We start from the raw sequence: 17,073 nt of genomic DNA, 5'->3' as shown, positions 1-17,073 counted from the left end.
TGTAGGAGATGCCCTTTTTAGGTTAGTTTGAAGAGGAATTGGGAAATGATATGTAAAGAAAGGAGTGAATAAAATTGAAATTGAAATTTATCTTAGTAATTTCTTTAATGACTGTTATCCTTTACGGCTGTAATAAGGATGAGGTAAAGGATGTGCCTGCAAACGCACCAGCAGATCAAAATGGTACTCAGCAGACTGGTGATACGCCAACTGACCAAGTGACATTTAATTTTTTAGAGTTTTCATTAGATGTTGATTACTCTGAAACAGAGTCTTATGAGGTAGAATATGAGGATAAAAAAACAGGAATAGACGCAAAATTAGAGGATGATCGAAAAAATGAAAAGCTTCAGGGTGATGAGGCTTATACTAAATTAGAGCCATTATTTAAGCAGTTGAATTTTGATTCTACAACACCTAATGACGAAGTGATTGATCAAGTAATCAAAGTATTCAATATTGAAGATAACTATCAATCCATTGAAGTAGATGTCGAATTTGTAGACGGCAATGAAAAGGAATTTAAACGAATTAAATAATGGAAATAAGCCAGCTAGCTGATAGAATCAGTTAGCTGGCTTTTCATTCATTTACATTCTCGTACCCAATGTCGATGTTTAGCAAGGGCATGAACAAAAGATTTTGGATCATTTACAACCCCATTTTTATTAGCAATAGGCTGTAAAAATGAAACATTTTTCGTATAACCTATTGTTTTACAGTGTTGATAGGCTTGTTTAATAAACTGTTCTGCTTTTGATTGTTGAGAGGAATCCTGAAAGGCTCCAGTAACATAAACCCCATCATAAAGAACGGAGGAGGTTGTAGCAAATGTTTCGTGAATTTCATAGCCGCTTACTATGCCTTGTTTATTACTTACTAGTTCAACTACAATATCTTCACTTAAAAATGTAGCAATTAGTTCATTTAATTTTTCACTACTATTTTCTGTAACAATTATGGCTACTTTATTAGATTTGACACTTTCCTTTGCATTGATTACTTGGCTAACAGCAGGAGAAGTTTGGTGAATATGCGGTACTTCCACTTCTATAGGGGGAACTATACCAATTCGTTCAGCGATAGCTGAAGCAAGTGAATAACTGACATGAGCATACATGTCTACAACTTGTTTACGAATGGCTTTATTTTTTACTTTGCCAAGCTCAAAGCTAAAGGCATCGATAATATGCTTTTTCTCAATGTCTGTCATACTAAGCCAGAATAATCTTGCTTGTGAAAAATGGTCTTTAAAGCTCTCACTACGTGCACGTACTTTATGCCCTTCAACTTTTTCTTCATAATGCTTGTATCCACCATCTGCTTCAGAAACAGGGTGTGGTGTATTATTGGCTAAGGAATTTTTATGGTAGCTAACTTGTCCCACATTAATGGTTTGTCGGCCATAGCCATCTCGTTGGTTATTATGAAATGGACAGATTGGTTTATTTATAGGAAGCTCATGGAAATTAGGTCCTCCTAGTCGTATTAACTGTGTGTCAGTGTAGGAGAATAAGCGACCTTGTAATAAAGGATCATTTGAAAAATCAATGCCAGGCACAACATGGCCGACATGGAATGCGGCTTGTTCCGTTTCTGCAAAAAAATTATCCACATTTTTATTCAAGGTCATTTTCCCAAGGATGCGTACTGGAACCTCTTCTTCGGGCCATATTTTCGTGGCATCAAGAATATCGAAGCTAAATTTGAATTCATCTTCAACGGGAATAAGTTGAACACCGAGCTCAAATTCTGGGAAATACCCACGTTCAATCGATTCCCATAAATCTCTACGATGAAAATCGGGGTCTTTTCCAGCAATGATCTGTGCCTCATCCCATACTAGTGATTTTACCCCAAGTACAGGTTTCCAATGAAATTTAACAAAGTGGGCTTTTCCTTCGGCATTGATAAAGCGATAAGTATTAACACCAAACCCCTCCATCATTCGATAGCTTCGTGGAATCGATCTATCTGACATATGCCACATAACCATATGAGCAGACTCCTGATTATTTGCAATGAAATCCCAAAATGTATCATGGGCACTTTGTGCTTGGGGAATTTCGTTATTTGGTTCAGGCTTTACAGCGTGTACAAAATCGGGGAATTTAATAGCATCTTGAATAAAAAATACAGGTATATTATTTCCAACTAAATCATAATTACCCTCTTGTGTATAAAACTTAGTAGCAAAGCCGCGTGCATCACGAACTGTATCTGCAGAGCCTTTAGATCCTGCAACGGTAGAGAAGCGGACAAAGACAGGGGTTTTAGTTCCTTTTCCATTTAAAAATTGAGCTTTTGTAATATCACTTGCGCATTCATATGTTTCAAAAATTCCATGAGCGGCTGAGCCACGTGCGTGTACTACTCGTTCAGGAATTCGTTCATGGTCAAAGTGAGTCATTTTTTCACGGAAATGAAAATCCTCTAGTAAAGTAGGTCCTCGCTCACCTGCTTTTAGTGAATGTTCATCTTCCGATATTTTTAATCCTTGATTGGTTGTAAGAGGTTGATCTTTATCACTTACTCGGAATGCTTCTAGCTGTTGTTGTTTTTGATTGACATCTTTTTTCATTTAGAATCCTCCTTTATAAGTTACAACTACCTTCTACCCGAACGAAAAGATGGCAAACATGAAGAAACAAATTGTTTGCTGTTTAAAAATGAATATGTTACTATTGTCTCGAATTAGAGATAATTAAATTCGAAATAAAAAGAGGGAGTCGTATGAAGCAAAACAATCGTAACTTAAAAGCATTTACGGTCTTGTTCCGAGCATATCAAACGATTCAAGATGCAACTAAAAGAGATTTACTTCAATTCGATTTAAATCAAACTGAATTTTCTGTTCTTGAATTTTTGTATCATCATGGAGAACAACCAGTTCAAATGATTGGTAAAAAAATATTAATTGCAAGCAGTAGTATTACCTATGTGATTGATAAACTCGAGCAAAAAGGCTATGTATATCGTAAGGCATGTCCAAGAGATCGCCGTGTCACGTATGTATTATTAACGTTTGAGGGACAGGTTTTGATGGAGGAAATATTCCCTAAGCATGAACAGAAAATAAATGAGATATTCGAAGTATTGGAAGCTCATGAGCTGGACAACATGATTTTATCACTTAAAAAAGTTGGCAAGAACGCCGCTAACCAATAAAAATTTTATATATATATCTCGATATCGAGATATATAGAAGGAGCATATTATGAATCATTTAAAAGGTGTACACCATGTAACGGCTATCACAAGTAGTGCAGAAGAAAATTATAAATTCTTCACCTATGTTTTAGGAATGCGTTTAATAAAGAAAACAGTGAATCAGGATGATATTCAAACATACCATTTATTCTTTGCAGATGATAAGGGTAGTGCGGGTACAGATATGACGTTCTTTGATTTCCCTAATATCCCAAAAGGTGTACATGGTACAAATGAAATTTCAAAGACCTCTTTTCGTGTACCAACGGATGCTGCTTTAGATTATTGGATAAAGCGCTTTGACCGTTTAAATGTGAAGCATACTGGTATGAAAGAACAGTTTGGTAAGAAAACACTATCTTTCGTAGATTTTGATGATCAACACTATCAGTTAATTTCTGATGAGCACAATACAGGTGTGGCAGCAGGTACGCCTTGGCAGAATGGCCCCATCCCCCTTGAGTACGCTATTACAGGTTTAGGACCAGTTTTTGTCCGTGTCGCTAATTTTAAATACTTTAAAGATGTGTTAGAAAAGGTAATGCTCTTTACAGAGATTGCAGAAGAAGGAGACTTTCATTTATTTGAAGTAGGTGAGGGAGGAAATGGCGCCCAGATTATTGTCGAACACAACACAGTGTTACCTGTTGCTCGTCAAGGTTTTGGTACTGTTCACCATGCTGCCTTTCGTGTAGAGGATCGTGCTGTATTAGATGAATGGACTGCACGTTTCGAAAGTTTTGGTTTCCACACTTCTGGCTATGTAAATCGTCATTTCTTTGAATCATTGTATGCACGAGTAGCTCCGCAGATTTTATTTGAATTGGCTACAGATGGTCCAGGATTTATGGGCGATGAGCCATATGAAACATTAGGAGAAAAGCTGTCATTACCACCGTTTTTAGAACCAAAACGTGAACAGATTGAAAGTCTTGTTCGTCCGATTGACACTGTAAGAAGTTCCATTATGTTCGATAAAGAATATGAGTAACACAATTTCATCCAGTTGGGAAAGAAAAGCTCCACTGGATGCATACATAACTGTATTGGGGGATAAAAAAATGGAATTTTCCAAGCTGATTGATAAGCGTCGCTCTGCTAATAATTTTATCAAGGACGTTAAGATGACTGAAGAAGATATACGCCCTATTTTGGAGGATGTTAAGCTTGCCCCTTCAGCATTTAACTTACAGCATGCTAATTATATTGTTGTACTTGATGAGGATATGAAAGAAAAGGTAAGAGAGGCGGCATATGGTCAATATAAAGTGCATTCAGCTTCGGGTGTAATTCTTGTACTAGGTGACAAGGAAGCATATAAAAATACTGCTGAGCTAAGTCAAGGTATGGTGGATTTAGGCATAATTACTGCTGGCGAACTAGAGGATATTGTAGCAGAGAATACAAGTTTTTATGAGGATCGCGGTGAAGGATTCATGAAAGATGAAGCCATTCGAAATGCTTCTTTGTCTGCTATGTTATTCATGCTTGCTGCGAAAAATCGTGGTTGGGACACTTGTCCAATGATTGGCTTTGATAATCAGAAAATGCGTGCGCTTTTCAATGTGCCAGAAACACATGAAATAGCCTTAATGATTACTATTGGGAAAGAAAAAGAAAGCAGTCGTCGATTACGTGGCTATCGTAAGCCAGTTGAAGAATTTTCCATTTATTATTGAAATGGTATAAAATACAATAACTATACAAATACTATGAATAATGTACACTTAGGAGGAAACATCATGAAAGTAGTAGCAATCGTAGGTAGTATCCGTAAAGAATCTTATAATATGCAATTAGCTCAATTTATTCAAAAACGTTATACAGAAAAGTTAGACCTTGAAGTATTAAGCTTAAAGGACCTACCAATGTATAATCAAGATATTGAAAATGAGGCTCCACAAGCAGTTCTTGATTTTAAAGGAAAAGTAAAAGCTGCAGACGCTGTACTATGGGTTACACCAGAGTATAATGGTACAGTTCCAGGGGTTATGGTCAATGCCATTGATTGGCTATCTCGTGTAGATAAAGTAATGATTGGCAAACCATCTATCATTATGGGTGCATCAATGGGGAACTTAGGAACTGTAAAAGCACAATTACATTTACGTGATATTTTATTCTCTCCAGGCATTAACTCACCTTTACTTAGCGGCAATGACGTTTATATTGGTGCTGTTCACACTAAATTTGATGAAGAAGGCAATTTAACTGATGAAGGTACAGTGAAATTCCTTGACGTAGTCATTGATAACTTCTTAAGTTGGGCAAAAAAATACGTTTAATTAAAATCTAACCCATAAGTATACAATATACTTATGGGCATTTTTTGTTTGGAAAGATGCTACTTCTGCATGAAATCTTCATACTTTCACGATATACTTTTAACAAATTCTAAAATGGTGGTTAAGGATGAGAAAATTATCATTAAAGCTTGGGATTATCTTTTTCATCACATTGTTTTGTATTGAAACATTTATGATGTTTTTTTTGCATGTTTCCTTGACGAATTCTAGAGTGGAAGAGGAATTAGAGAGTTTACAAGCGAGAGGAAACTCACATCGTACTATATTAGAGCAGAACTTCAATAATGAAACACTAGCACATGTTGTTCTTATGGAATCAGAAGCAAGTACTGATGTCGTGGTGACTGACCATTTAGGGACAATCCTAGCCTCCTCACAACCTCATTTAGAAATCAGTAATCTGATTGGTGAGATAGAGGGGGACATACCGTATGAGGGAATGGTTTTACAAGACAATTGGCAGGAAGTTCAATCTATTGCCACGATAAGCCCTATTCAAAATCAGCAAGGAACGATTGGCTATGTATTTATGTTTCAAAATACCGATTCTATCCATGCATTAATGAAACGGCTCAATAAGCATTTTCTCATCGTTGGTATTGTATCTGGTCTTGTCAGTATTGCAGTCATTATTGTTCTATCTCGCAAGCTCGCTAAACCACTTATTCAAATGAAAGAGGCTACATTGAAAATGAGTAAGGGTGATTTTACAGTCGCTCTTTCTACGAATGGGAAAGATGAGCTTGGGGATTTATCGAATGCTATACAGCTTCTGTCCAATGATTTAAATCATCTAAGGCAAGAGCGTAAGGAATTTTTATCGAGTATTGCACATGAGCTTCGTACACCGCTAACCTTTATTAAAGGCTATACAGATATTCTTGCTAAACGGGATTTAACAGAGCAAGATCGTCAAAAGTATTTAACTATTATAATAGAAGAAACAAATAGACTTTCTCGGTTAATCAAAGACTTATTTGATTTAGCGAAAATGGATGAAAACTCATTTATGATTGAAAAACATTGCTTACATTTAGAATCGTTTTTTTCAAGCATTGAAGAAAAATTAAGTCCCGCTTTTCAAGATAAAGGTATTTATTTGGCTATACATTGTGATAATGGTTTAACACTATGTGCAGATGAAGCAAGACTTGAGCAAATCCTGATTAATCTATTAAATAACGCCTTAATCTATTGTGCGCCAGGAGATACGACTACCGTCACTGTAAAAAAGGACAATAGCGTTTTAAGTATCGTTGTGGAAGACACAGGTAGAGGAATTCCAAAGAAGGATTTACCGTATATTTTTGATCGGTTTTATCGAGTGGAAAAATCACGTAGTCGTGCTTTAGGTGGATCTGGACTTGGGCTTGCTATTGTCAAGGAGCTTGTACAAGCACATGGGGGAGAAATAAAGGTTAGAAGTGAAATAAATAAAGGGACTACTTTTGAATTATCATTTAAAGGAGTAGAAACGAATGAAAACGATTTTATGCATTGATGATGAACCAAGAATGTTAGATTTATTAACCCTTTATTTGGAACCACTATTTCTTTGTAGAGCCATGTCTTCTATACAAGAGGCATTGGATTTTTTAGAAGAAGAGCATGTGGATTTAGTTCTTTTGGATATTATGATGCCAGAGATGGATGGGTGGCAGGTTTGCCAGGAAATTAGGAAGTTTTGGGATGTTCCGATCATTATGCTTACTGCAAAAGGAGAACAAGCTGATATTGTAAAAGGCTTAAACCTTGGTGCTGATGACTACATTTTAAAGCCTTTTGATGAGGAAGAGTTGTTAGCACGAATACATGCTGTATTAAGAAGAACAAAATCTGAAGAAAAAGTAATTAACTTTGAAGGGCTTTGTTTAGATAGAGAGTCCTTTGAAGTATATTTTCAACATAAGCCAATTCCATTAACACCAAAGGAATTTGCCATGCTCGCCCTTTTTTTAGATTATCAAAATAGAGCATTTTCTCGAGAACACCTTATTCATGCCGTTTGGGGATATGATGTAACGATTGAAGATCGTACCATTGATTCACATGTACGTAATTTACGAGAAAAATTAAGAAAAAGTGGTTTTCCGGCGGATGATTACTTGCAAACAGTTTGGGGCATCGGCTATAAATGGCATAAGTCTGCTAATAGAAAGCAAATGGAGCATAAAAGCTAGAAATAACCTCTACCAGAATTGAAGGTAGAGGTTATTTCTATTATTTTGGGCTAAGCTCTTCTTCTGTTACCCATTTATGATTTGTTACGGCTTCACCATTTGTAGTGGAAGTATAATCAACCATATATACAGTTGTTTGCACAGCCTCGTCAATAAGGACAGTCGCATTTTCCATACCTTCCATATGTGCTGCGTCCGTTTTTATTTCTGTTCCAGGAGCCAGTGGTGCTTCTTGTGGGTCAATTAATTCTTCATGAATTACCCACTTATGCTTTTCTATTCGCTTTCCACCAGATGTAGGCTCATAGGAAATAACATAGGCAGTTGTATTATAGGCACCTACTATTGTTGCTTCGGCCCCTTTCATACCTTCCATATGTCCATCTGTAATTATGGCTGTGCTCCCTACAGGAAATTTCGGATTCTCAGCTTTTTTTAATGTTACGGGTACTTCGCCAGAACTTGAATGATTCATTGTAGAATGATCCATTTTTTCAGCAGCTTCATTAGAAGTGGATGCAGGTTTTGTTTGCTCCTCAGTACAAGCCGATAAACTAATTAGAGCGACTACTGATAATAGTCCGACTGACCATCTTTTATTGAATTTCATATGATATCCTCCTCACTCTTTGCTCCTAATGTAGCAAATAAATGTGCAGAAACGATGGATATGATCTATGAAAAACATCTGGCACAAATAGGTGAGAAGATATGCTATTGAATGGGCATGATCTTCAATGTTTTTTGTAATCTATAGGCGAAGACACCAGCAAAAATAGCTAAAATAATATCTTTTGGTAGAGGAGGAATCATCCAAAGCCAAGCGAGCTTATATGAAAAATTCTCTGGTGCACTTGCCCAAAGCTTGTATGCAAAAAACATCCAATTTGTTCCTATCAAATAATTTATCGCTGTTGCTACCAAAGCAGCTACGATAAAGCTTTTCTTTGTACCGCTTCGTTCAACAATCAACCCTGCAACAAATGCCGCTAAAATAAATGAAATTATAAACCCAAAGGTTGGGCTTAAAATTTGGCCAATTCCACCACCGAAACGAGCAAAGACAGGAGCTCCTGCCAATCCTACACACATATAAATTGTACAGGCGAGCGCACCTTTTCTACTACCAAGAATAAGTCCTGCTAAAATCGCAAAAAAGGTTTGAAGCGTAATGGGTACACCACCAACTACCATAAAAGGTGCAAAGGACGTGATATTAGCACCCACCATCATTAGCGTTGAAAATAATCCAATATAGGTAATGTCAACAGTTCTTAACTTATGATGACTATGTTGCGTAACGGTTGCCATGAATTTCACCTCGTTTTATAAGTTATTACTGTTAGTGTAAAAAACGAAAGTAGTTGTGTCAACTTTATAATTTAAATAAGTTAACTCAATTGCTTGAAGTAGACTATCTATCTATAAAAATGTATGATAGAATCGTCACAATTTTATAACTTCAAATACTATTGGTGTGATATTTTTGAATATCACTTAAAAGGGAAGTCGGTGGAAGTCCGACGCTGTCCCGCAACTGTAACGAGGAATCCTATAATATGATTTGCCACTGTTTAAGAATGGGAAGGCAATTATAGGATAGTGAATCGAAGCCAGGAGACCTGCCATTTAGTAATACCTGTAATGCCCACGAGGATGCAAGCAATTACGGACAATAGCTGGATATTTTTCTGACTTTGTTTAATCTAGGGTATTTCTATGCGCACTTTCGCATGGGATACCTTTTTTTATTGCTTCATTCATCAATATTCAGTAGGAGATTAAAACAGATGAATAAAAAATTTATGTTATTTTCCTTCGTACTTTTCATGGTTTTAATTGTTTCAATGACCTTTGCTGTAATGGTTGGCTCAGTTTCAGTTACACCGTTATATGTCTGGAAAGTGATTCTCTCTAAAATACCTTTTATACAAAATGCGATTGAGCAAGATTGGAGTCGCTCTCAGGAAATCATCATCTGGCAAATAAGAGCACCTCGTGTTTTGCTAGCTGCTATAGTAGGAGCGGGGTTAGCCATTGCAGGCGCAGCCATTCAGGCACTTGTACGTAATTCCATAGCAGACCCGTATATTCTAGGGATTTCTTCAGGGGCAGCTGTCGGAGCTACTTCTGTGATTATTTTAGGAGCCTTTTCATTTTTAGGTATTTACGCTCTTTCAGTATCCGCATTCCTTGGTTCATTACTTGCCATAGTACTTGTCTTTTTCTTATCACGTGTTGGGGGACGTGTCTCTATTTTCCGCTTGCTATTGGCAGGTATGGCTGTGTCCTTTATCTTAACGGCTATCTCTAATTTTATTTTAATGATGTCAAAGCAAGAAGGAGCCTTAAAGGCTGTTATGTTTTGGATGCTAGGTAGTTTAGCTGGAGCCAAATGGAATAATATTGTGATTCCAGCTTTCGTATTCTTTGTTGTTTTTGGGCTACTGTGGCTACATTATCGCAATTTAAATTTACTATTACTGGGAGAAGAAGCGGCAGTGACATTAGGCGTTAATCTTCAGCAATTCCGTATTCAGTTAATACTACTAGTATCTCTATTAACAGGTGTGCTTGTCGCAGTTAGTGGTTCTATAGGTTTTGTGGGATTGATTATTCCGCATATTGTGCGATTAATTGTGGGCTCAAATTATAAATACGTGATACCTATTAGTGCTTTAATAGGTGGAATATTCTTAGTGTGGGCAGATGCCTTTGCTCGAATCATCATTGCTCCCCAGGAAATGCCAATTGGTATTATTACAGCTTTTTGTGGAGGACCATTTTTCATTTGGCTTCTCCGTCGTAACAACTATTCATTCGGTGAAGGAGATTAATTTCAATGACATTAGAAGCGAAACAAGTATCATTCTCCATTTACGATCAGCGTATACTACATGATGTAAGCATTCAAATAAAAGAAAAGCAATTTGTTGGATTAATAGGTCCTAATGGGAGCGGAAAATCAACATTGTTAAAAAATATGTATCGTCTGCTAAAACCTGAAAGCGGTAAAGTAGTATTAAATGAGCAAGATATATTAAAGCAATCAAGTAAAGCTATTGCGAAAAATTTGGCTGTTGTAAGCCAAGAGACACCCGTATTATTTGATTTCACTGTGCATGATTTAGTCAGTATGGGAAGAACGCCACATAAAAAGCTATTAGAGCTTGATCAAGAGAAAGATTTTCAAATTGTTAAAGATGCTCTTAGGCAAACGGGCATATCGCATTTAGAGAAACGAAGCTTTAGTTCGCTTTCTGGTGGCGAGAAAAAGCGTGTCATGGTTGCAAGAGCACTTGCTCAACAAGCACAGGTATTAATATTAGATGAGCCAACGAATCATTTAGATATTCAACATCAACTTCAACTTATGGATTTAATTCAGACCTTGCATTTAACCGTCGTAGCTGCTTTACATGATTTGAATATTGCTGCTATGTATTGCGATCAAATTTACGTTTTACAGCAAGGGCGAATCGTTTGTCATGGTACACCAGAGGAAGTGCTTACGCCAACAGTGCTGCAAGATGTATTTGGTGTTTTTGCGGATATTCAAACACATCCAATGACAGGGAAGCCGTATCTTACATATGTTCCTGAACAATTCACGAAAAAGTTTAGCTAAATATAGAAAAGCAAGATCTTCTATTAGATACATAAAACATCCTTTAAGGAGTGACTGTATGCAAATAGCTTTTACGAAAATGCATGGTACTGGCAACAGCTATATCTATCTTGATCTTTTCCAATATGATTATAAGGAAGAGATCTTTAGTGAATTGGCTCAAAAAATAGCCAATGTTCATACAGGTATAGGCTCAGATGGGTTAATTATTATCCAGCCATCCAAAACTGCTGACTGTGGTATGCGTATTTTTAATAAAGATGGCTCTGAGGCGACAAATTGCGGTAACGGTCTTCGCTGTGTTGCTAAGTATATCTTTGAGCGTCATATTGTGCGACAAGAGCAGCTTATGATTGAAACGAAATCGGGCATTATGCTGGCACAGGTAGTGGTGCAAGACGATAGCGTAATAGAAGTGATTGTCGATATGGGCAAACCTCTCTTATTGCGCAAAGACATTCCGATGTTAGGAAACCCAAATGAGCTTGTCATCAATGAGATATTTCCTTTACCCCAACAATCTCTTTTGGTAACTGCTTTGTTTTTGGGCAATCCGAATACTGTAGTTTTTGTGAATGCGATCGAGCAAGCACCATTAAGAACATTAGGCGGTATTATAGCAAACGATATGAGATTTCCTCATCGTAGCAACGTTGAATTCGTTGAGGTTGTTCATGCGAAAGCTTTAAAATGTCGAGTTTGGGAACGAGGCACGGGTATAACAGAGGCCTGTGGAACAGGTGCTTGTGCAGCGGTAGTGGCTGCTATATTAAATGGTTTTTGTCAGAAGGGAGAAGAGATAGTAGTCCAACTTAGTGGTGGTGACTTAGTCATACGATGGGCTGACAATGACCATATCTGGATGCGTGGTCCTGCAGAATTTATTGCGGATGGAATTTATGAGTTTTTATCTTAATTACGCCAATACTTTTTCGCAATGCCATATTAAATTAAAGGACGCCACTCTGAAATCGGAGGCGTCCTTTATTGTAGAACCATTAAGATATTGCTTTTAAGCCTGCTACACCTATGATAATCGCTAGGATACTGATAATACGTGATAGATTTTTGGATTCCCCAAAGAAAATGATATTTACAAGTACAGCTCCAACAGTACCAATTCCTACCCAAACAACATAGGCAATACTTAACTGTAAATAGTTGAAGGATGCATATAAAAGGGCAAAGGACACACCAAAACCACCAATATATAAAATTAAATTTCGTAATGTTTTATGCTGACTATAAAAGCGTAAGCCGATTACACCTATAATTTCAGACAATGCAGCTAAGATAATAAACATCCAACCCATTATACATTTGCTCCTTTCGTTTGATCCTGCTCTTTAGCGGAATTATCTGCTAACTTTAGACCAATTACACCTAATACTAAAATAAACATAAACAGTCCTTTAATGGCATTAAACTCACCATCGAAAATGAAAATATCCATTAATGTAGTACCGATTGCACCTGCTCCGGCGAAAATAGCGTAGACTGTTCCAGTAGGTAAGCTTTCACAAGCCTTTGATAAGAAGTGAAAATCTATAGCAATGATTGTCACAATAATTATCCAGTGCCACCATGTGCTTGCTACGTTAAAGCCAAATACCCAAAGCAATTCAAATAAACTTGTTAATACGACGTACATCCATTCTTTTTTCATAATTAAAACCCTTTCTATTAGGCAATTAAATGACTGACATTCAGTCATTTTTAAAGTAAAAGAGAACGTCACTTTTATGGGTGACGTAGGCCAAGTGCATGATATAGGAAGTCGATAAGCTCAAGCTTGAGCAATTTCATTGTTTCATCCTTACTATCATCAAATAAATAAATTTGTTCCGCAGCAGATTCAATTAGACCAATCATCAGTTTAGCAGAACGCGTTGGATCAATAGAATCACGTATCATTCCCTGTTGCTGACCAGATAATAAGAAATGCCTCATCCAGTCATAATAAGGTGCATAAATATTTTCCCATTCTTTTAAATGCTCAGTTTGCGCAATACCTGCATAAATAAGTGCAACGATATCTCCATAATCTTTCGTGATTAAAAAAATCATTTCCACAACCTCTTCAAGTTGTTGTTCAAAAGGCTTATGATTTGAAATACCTTCATCTAAGGTAGCGATAATTCTTTCTACCATATTTTTTGCAATAGCAGGCATAACAGAAAGGCGTGATGGGAAATAAAGATAAAATGTTCCTTGAGCGATCCCAGCAGCTTTAACGATATCTGAAACCTTTGTTTTTTCAATACCTTTTTCTCTGAAAACCTCAATGGCGGCTTGAATGATTTTTTCTTCCTTTGACATGCAATCCCTCACTTTTGCCTTACTTATTTAGTATGTTACAGAATAAGAAAAACAATGTCAATATAAAAATGACTGATAGTCAGTCATTTTTTGTTATTCAATGTTCATTTGAATAGCCAATAACACAATGATGCGAAGGAGTATATTTTCTATATTTCGGGGAATTTTAAGATTGAAAGGATTGATGAACATGAACGAAATTAAGTTTGCACAATTAGACAAGCAGCAACTTGAAAAAATTAATGAACTTGAAGAAAAGATTGGTGTAACATTAGTTGCCTATGATCCTTCCTCCACACCATCACAGGGTTCTGGCGCTTTTGAGTCAAATAATAGCACTACTACAAATCATCCATCATAATGAAGTGAGAAATGCCTTGCAGTAATGTAAGGTATTTTCATTTTATAGACGTACTAAAAGGAGTGTTTGAATTGAAAGAATTCTATGCGGATTTACATATTCATATTGGACGTACTTCTAGTGGAAGGGCTGTGAAAATTACTGGCAGTAAAACGTTAACATTAGCACGAATTTTAGAGACGGCTAGTGCAAGAAAAGGATTAGACATCATTGGGATCATTGATTGTCACTCCCCTGAAGTAATCGAAGAAATGGTGAAGATGATTGAACGCGGAGAACTGAAAGAACTAAAAGAAGGTGGTCTGCAATTTCAGGAAACAACTTTGATTCCCGGATCGGAGATCGAAATTTATGATCAACATTGTCATGGTCCTATTCATGTGCTTGCTTACTTTCCTACACTAGAGCTCATGAAGCAGTTCTCAGACTGGATGTCACAGCATATGAAAAATATCCATTTAAGTTCACAGCGCATTTATTGTGACGGCCAAACTTTGCAGCAAAAGGTGCATGAATTGGAAGGTATTTTTATTCCGGCACATGTATTTACACCATTTAAAAGCTTGTATGGCAAAGGGGTTTGTCGAAGTTTAACTGAAGTCTTTGATCCGCAGCTTATCGATGGCCTTGAATTAGGTTTAAGCTCTGATACAAATATGGTAAGTCATATTAAAGAATTACAAGCATATACATTCGTTAGCAATTCTGATGCGCATTCGCTTGGGAAATTGGCAAGAGAGTATCAAAAGTTACGATTAGCAGAAGCGAATTTTGCAGAATTAAAAATGGCTCTGCATGATCAGCATGGACGAGCAGTAATTGCCAATTATGGCCTAAATCCTCTTCTTGGCAAATATCATCAAACAGTTTGTGCAAAATGTAGTAAACAGCTAAGTAAAGAAGCTACCATTTGTACACAATGTGGGAGTACTCAAATTATAAAGGGAGTAGCTACCCGTATACAGGAGCTATCTGAAGACTTTCCCAATAAGCGAAATAGACCACCTTACATTCATCAGGTACCACTTGATTTCATTCCAGGTGTTGGTCCTAAAATGATGGAACGTTTAATCGAAGCATTTGGCACAGAAATGAATATTTTGCACCGTGTAACAGTAGACCAGCTTGAGCAAATTGTGCCACATAAACTAGCTCAATTAATCGATTTAGCGAGAACGGGTCAATTAGCTATTGAAGTTGGTGGAGGTGGAATTTATGGAAAGATACAGGTTGACTAGATAAAAAATGAAAAGTTTCAAAAAGATTGGTGTAATTTAACCTATTTTTAACGCTCCTCTAGTAAAATAGTGAAAACAATGATTATTTTATAAGCGGAGGAGACAGTAAATGCGATTATCGAAGAAATTTCGTTTTTTAGCCTCAAGTATATTGGCTTTGCAATTAGCTATACCTGTAGCAGCTAATGCAGAAGAGGTACAAGGTGACCATATAGCACCAAGCTGGGTTGTACAAACCGATTATGTAGCACTTGGTGATTCATTAGCACATGGGATGAATGAAATAGGTGTAATTGGATTAGGCTACACCGATTTTATTGCACAGGCTTTACAGCAAGACGGCTTCCTTACTTCCTTTAATAAGGGTTTTGCTATGTCAGGCTACACAACTAAAAATGTTTTGGCGGATCTACAAAATGATGTAGCAAAAACAGTGACTGGTTTTGGTTATAAAGAGGAGCAGGCAAAATTACGAGCTTCTATAAAAGAAGCTGAAATCATCACATTAACAGCTGGGGCAAATGATTTACTGCCAATATTAAAAGAATCTCAAGCAACGGGTATTGACACTGTGGCTATTATAAAAGCTACTAAAGAAGCTGTATCGAACATTGCTACTATTCTATCGGAAATCAAAAAGATTAATCCAAAAGCTGAAGTATATGTGATGGGTTATTATAATTCCTTCCCATACTATAGTGAGAGCTTACAAAATCAATTTAAACTGTTATTAGCTACCTTGAATTCAACAATCAAAACAACTACTGAAAAAGCGGGCGCTATTTTTGTTCCTACATATGATGTTGTTGCAAAGGATGTTGCCAACTATCTACCAAACCCTGAAAATATTCATTTAAGTGAAGCTGGTTATTTAGCGGTAGCAAAAGAAGCATTTTTACCAATTATTAAAACAAGCTCTTTATGGGATGTAACGCAGGCCATTGGAATAGATGTAAAAGATCGTACAACTGTTGAGGTTAGCTGGCAAGAAGCGACAGATAATGTAGGCGTAGCAAATTACCATGTCTATGTGAATGGAAAATTAACGTCAACACTAAATGCTGATACTACTAAAATTACGCTCAAAGATTTATTAGAAAATACAACCTACAATGTATCCATCAAAGCAATTGATGCTGCTGGTAATGAAAGTGTTCAAAATCCTACAGTTACTTTCACTACGAAAGGAACAGTTAGCTTTACAGATACACAGAATCACTGGGCAAAAGAGTATATTCAAAAAGCCGCAAATACAGGTATAATGAATGGCTATACAGATGGGACATTTAGACCTGAAAGCAGTGTAACACGTGCACAAGCTGCAGCTATTCTTGTAAGAAGTTTAGGCTTAACTACAGAAGAAAAAGCACCATTTACTGATATCGCAAATTATGATGCAACAACTCAGTCCGAAATAGCGGCAGCATATGTACATGGTCTTATTAAAGGGACAGATGGGAAATTTAAGCCTGGACAGCCTGTGACACGTGTTCAATTAGCTGTAATGATTCATCGCGCCTATGAACAGCAATTTAATCAGCCATATATTGCAAAAGGCGATGTGCCATTTGCAGATGTCGCTTCCTATAATGCAGAAACAAAACATGCAATCACAATGCTTTATGAGTTAGGAATCGTGACAGGGAATGGAGGGAAATTTGCACCTGAAGCTGTCACAACAAGAGGTCAAGCAGCTAAAATATTTACAAACCTAAGTCAGCTATACATTCAATAATAATTAAAAGGTAGGGGTACTGTCACCTCTACCTTTTGACGTTTTTGTAAAAAACGAAGTATAGTCTAACTATGCTGTTGAACGTCCATAGATAAA

At 36.8% G+C, this 17,073-nt stretch carries 19 protein-coding genes and 1 riboswitch; of the genes, 13 read left to right on the top strand and 6 right to left on the bottom strand.

The features are described 5' to 3' along the window. Positions 1-74 precede the first annotated feature (74 nt). Complete coding sequence (locus tag MKZ14_RS20040; protein ID WP_339280379.1) at positions 75-539, top strand: YusW family protein; 465 nt, start codon at positions 75-77, stop codon at positions 537-539. A 47-nt stretch (positions 540-586) separates the two neighbouring features. On the opposite strand, the gene MKZ14_RS20035 is transcribed toward MKZ14_RS20040, so the two are convergent. Further along, complete coding sequence (locus MKZ14_RS20035; RefSeq protein WP_036076012.1) at positions 587-2,581, bottom strand: catalase; 1,995 nt, start codon at positions 2,579-2,581, stop codon at positions 587-589. A 152-nt stretch (positions 2,582-2,733) separates the two neighbouring features. Here MKZ14_RS20035 and MKZ14_RS20030 point away from each other — a divergent pair, with 152 nt between their 5' ends. From MKZ14_RS20030 to MKZ14_RS20005, 6 genes are all read left to right on the top strand, one after another. Then, complete coding sequence (locus MKZ14_RS20030) at positions 2,734-3,168, top strand: MarR family transcriptional regulator (protein WP_036076013.1); 435 nt, start codon at positions 2,734-2,736, stop codon at positions 3,166-3,168. A gap of 49 nt (positions 3,169-3,217) precedes the next feature. Continuing rightward, a complete protein-coding gene (locus MKZ14_RS20025) occupies positions 3,218-4,201 on the top strand; it encodes a ring-cleaving dioxygenase (protein ID WP_258859701.1) in 984 nt (327 codons plus the stop codon). A gap of 70 nt (positions 4,202-4,271) precedes the next feature. Beyond that, the gene (locus MKZ14_RS20020; RefSeq protein ID WP_339280378.1) at positions 4,272-4,889 is read left to right on the top strand and encodes a nitroreductase family protein; all 618 of its coding nucleotides are present in this window, start codon (positions 4,272-4,274) and stop codon (positions 4,887-4,889) included. 63 nt (positions 4,890-4,952) lie between these two features. Then, positions 4,953-5,495, top strand: a complete 543-nt coding sequence (locus tag MKZ14_RS20015) for an NADPH-dependent FMN reductase (RefSeq protein ID WP_016993715.1) — start codon at positions 4,953-4,955, stop codon at positions 5,493-5,495. A 127-nt stretch (positions 5,496-5,622) separates the two neighbouring features. Then, positions 5,623-7,017, top strand: a complete 1,395-nt coding sequence (locus MKZ14_RS20010) for an ATP-binding protein (protein WP_339280377.1) — start codon at positions 5,623-5,625, stop codon at positions 7,015-7,017. Next, the gene (locus MKZ14_RS20005; protein ID WP_258859699.1) at positions 6,995-7,696 is read left to right on the top strand and encodes a response regulator transcription factor; all 702 of its coding nucleotides are present in this window, start codon (positions 6,995-6,997) and stop codon (positions 7,694-7,696) included. The genes MKZ14_RS20010 and MKZ14_RS20005 overlap by 23 nt, the downstream gene beginning before the upstream one ends. Positions 7,697-7,736: 40 nt before the next feature. Here MKZ14_RS20005 and MKZ14_RS20000 read toward each other — a convergent pair whose 3' ends face one another. Continuing rightward, positions 7,737-8,306, bottom strand: a complete 570-nt coding sequence (locus MKZ14_RS20000; RefSeq protein ID WP_258859698.1) for a YdhK family protein — start codon at positions 8,304-8,306, stop codon at positions 7,737-7,739. A gap of 104 nt (positions 8,307-8,410) precedes the next feature. Beyond that, positions 8,411-9,007 (bottom strand): biotin transporter BioY, encoded by a 597-nt coding sequence (locus MKZ14_RS19995; protein WP_339280376.1) that lies wholly within the window; start codon positions 9,005-9,007, stop codon positions 8,411-8,413. Between the two features lie 145 nt (positions 9,008-9,152). Further along, positions 9,153-9,341: riboswitch (cobalamin riboswitch) on the top strand. 145 nt (positions 9,342-9,486) lie between these two features. Between MKZ14_RS19995 and MKZ14_RS19990 the strand changes: the two genes are divergently transcribed. Genes MKZ14_RS19990 through dapF form a run of 3 tightly spaced genes read left to right on the top strand, consistent with a single transcriptional unit; the run spans position 9,487 to position 12,240 of the window. After that, on the top strand, positions 9,487-10,533 hold the full coding sequence (locus tag MKZ14_RS19990; RefSeq protein ID WP_036076018.1) for an iron chelate uptake ABC transporter family permease subunit: 1,047 nt from the start codon (positions 9,487-9,489) through the stop codon (positions 10,531-10,533). A gap of 5 nt (positions 10,534-10,538) precedes the next feature. Further along, positions 10,539-11,324 carry a heme ABC transporter ATP-binding protein gene (locus MKZ14_RS19985; RefSeq protein WP_016993710.1) on the top strand — a complete coding sequence of 262 codons (786 nt, stop codon included), beginning with the start codon at positions 10,539-10,541 and terminating at the stop codon, positions 11,322-11,324. 58 nt (positions 11,325-11,382) lie between these two features. After that, on the top strand, positions 11,383-12,240 hold the full coding sequence (gene dapF, locus MKZ14_RS19980) for a diaminopimelate epimerase (RefSeq protein WP_333005896.1): 858 nt from the start codon (positions 11,383-11,385) through the stop codon (positions 12,238-12,240). A gap of 82 nt (positions 12,241-12,322) precedes the next feature. Here dapF and MKZ14_RS19975 read toward each other — a convergent pair whose 3' ends face one another. From MKZ14_RS19975 to MKZ14_RS19965, 3 genes are all read right to left on the bottom strand, one after another. Next, positions 12,323-12,637, bottom strand: coding sequence for an SMR family transporter (locus MKZ14_RS19975; RefSeq protein WP_016993708.1), 315 nt, complete (start codon positions 12,635-12,637; stop codon positions 12,323-12,325). Continuing rightward, positions 12,637-12,990, bottom strand: a complete 354-nt coding sequence (locus MKZ14_RS19970; RefSeq protein ID WP_016993707.1) for an SMR family transporter — start codon at positions 12,988-12,990, stop codon at positions 12,637-12,639. The genes MKZ14_RS19975 and MKZ14_RS19970 overlap by 1 nt, the downstream gene beginning before the upstream one ends. A gap of 74 nt (positions 12,991-13,064) precedes the next feature. After that, positions 13,065-13,643 (bottom strand): TetR family transcriptional regulator, encoded by a 579-nt coding sequence (locus tag MKZ14_RS19965; RefSeq protein ID WP_333005897.1) that lies wholly within the window; start codon positions 13,641-13,643, stop codon positions 13,065-13,067. A 190-nt stretch (positions 13,644-13,833) separates the two neighbouring features. Here MKZ14_RS19965 and MKZ14_RS19960 point away from each other — a divergent pair, with 190 nt between their 5' ends. From MKZ14_RS19960 to MKZ14_RS19950, 3 genes are all read left to right on the top strand, one after another. Next, a complete protein-coding gene (locus MKZ14_RS19960) occupies positions 13,834-14,004 on the top strand; it encodes a hypothetical protein (protein WP_333005898.1) in 171 nt (56 codons plus the stop codon). 71 nt (positions 14,005-14,075) lie between these two features. Continuing rightward, positions 14,076-15,242 (top strand): endonuclease Q family protein, encoded by a 1,167-nt coding sequence (locus tag MKZ14_RS19955; protein ID WP_333005899.1) that lies wholly within the window; start codon positions 14,076-14,078, stop codon positions 15,240-15,242. Positions 15,243-15,351: 109 nt separating this feature from the next. Further along, a complete protein-coding gene (locus MKZ14_RS19950) occupies positions 15,352-16,977 on the top strand; it encodes an S-layer homology domain-containing protein (RefSeq protein WP_333005900.1) in 1,626 nt (541 codons plus the stop codon). The last annotated feature ends 96 nt before the right edge of the window (positions 16,978-17,073 follow it).

This window comes from Lysinibacillus sp. FSL P2-0066, from assembly GCF_037969495.1.
GTDB lineage: Bacteria > Bacillota > Bacilli > Bacillales_A > Planococcaceae > Lysinibacillus > Lysinibacillus boronitolerans.
The sequence above is the reverse complement of the archived record's forward strand: the minus strand, read 5'-3'. Positions and strand labels throughout refer to the sequence as shown.

Coding starts and splice junctions, on each gene's coding strand:
- MKZ14_RS20035 (WP_036076012.1), bottom strand. CDS start 2,581: ATGAAAAAAGATGTCAATCAAAAACAACAACAGCTAGAAGCATTCCGA.
- MKZ14_RS20030 (WP_036076013.1), top strand. CDS start 2,734: ATGAAGCAAAACAATCGTAACTTAAAAGCATTTACGGTCTTGTTCCGA.
- MKZ14_RS20025 (WP_258859701.1), top strand. CDS start 3,218: ATGAATCATTTAAAAGGTGTACACCATGTAACGGCTATCACAAGTAGT.
- MKZ14_RS20020 (WP_339280378.1), top strand. CDS start 4,272: ATGGAATTTTCCAAGCTGATTGATAAGCGTCGCTCTGCTAATAATTTT.
- MKZ14_RS20015 (WP_016993715.1), top strand. CDS start 4,953: ATGAAAGTAGTAGCAATCGTAGGTAGTATCCGTAAAGAATCTTATAAT.
- MKZ14_RS20010 (WP_339280377.1), top strand. CDS start 5,623: ATGAGAAAATTATCATTAAAGCTTGGGATTATCTTTTTCATCACATTG.
- MKZ14_RS20005 (WP_258859699.1), top strand. CDS start 6,995: ATGAAAACGATTTTATGCATTGATGATGAACCAAGAATGTTAGATTTA.
- MKZ14_RS20000 (WP_258859698.1), bottom strand. CDS start 8,306: ATGAAATTCAATAAAAGATGGTCAGTCGGACTATTATCAGTAGTCGCT.
- MKZ14_RS19995 (WP_339280376.1), bottom strand. CDS start 9,007: ATGGCAACCGTTACGCAACATAGTCATCATAAGTTAAGAACTGTTGAC.
- MKZ14_RS19990 (WP_036076018.1), top strand. CDS start 9,487: ATGAATAAAAAATTTATGTTATTTTCCTTCGTACTTTTCATGGTTTTA.
- MKZ14_RS19985 (WP_016993710.1), top strand. CDS start 10,539: ATGACATTAGAAGCGAAACAAGTATCATTCTCCATTTACGATCAGCGT.
- dapF (WP_333005896.1), top strand. CDS start 11,383: ATGCAAATAGCTTTTACGAAAATGCATGGTACTGGCAACAGCTATATC.
- MKZ14_RS19975 (WP_016993708.1), bottom strand. CDS start 12,637: ATGGGTTGGATGTTTATTATCTTAGCTGCATTGTCTGAAATTATAGGT.
- MKZ14_RS19970 (WP_016993707.1), bottom strand. CDS start 12,990: ATGAAAAAAGAATGGATGTACGTCGTATTAACAAGTTTATTTGAATTG.
- MKZ14_RS19965 (WP_333005897.1), bottom strand. CDS start 13,643: ATGTCAAAGGAAGAAAAAATCATTCAAGCCGCCATTGAGGTTTTCAGA.
- MKZ14_RS19960 (WP_333005898.1), top strand. CDS start 13,834: ATGAACGAAATTAAGTTTGCACAATTAGACAAGCAGCAACTTGAAAAA.
- MKZ14_RS19950 (WP_333005900.1), top strand. CDS start 15,352: ATGCGATTATCGAAGAAATTTCGTTTTTTAGCCTCAAGTATATTGGCT.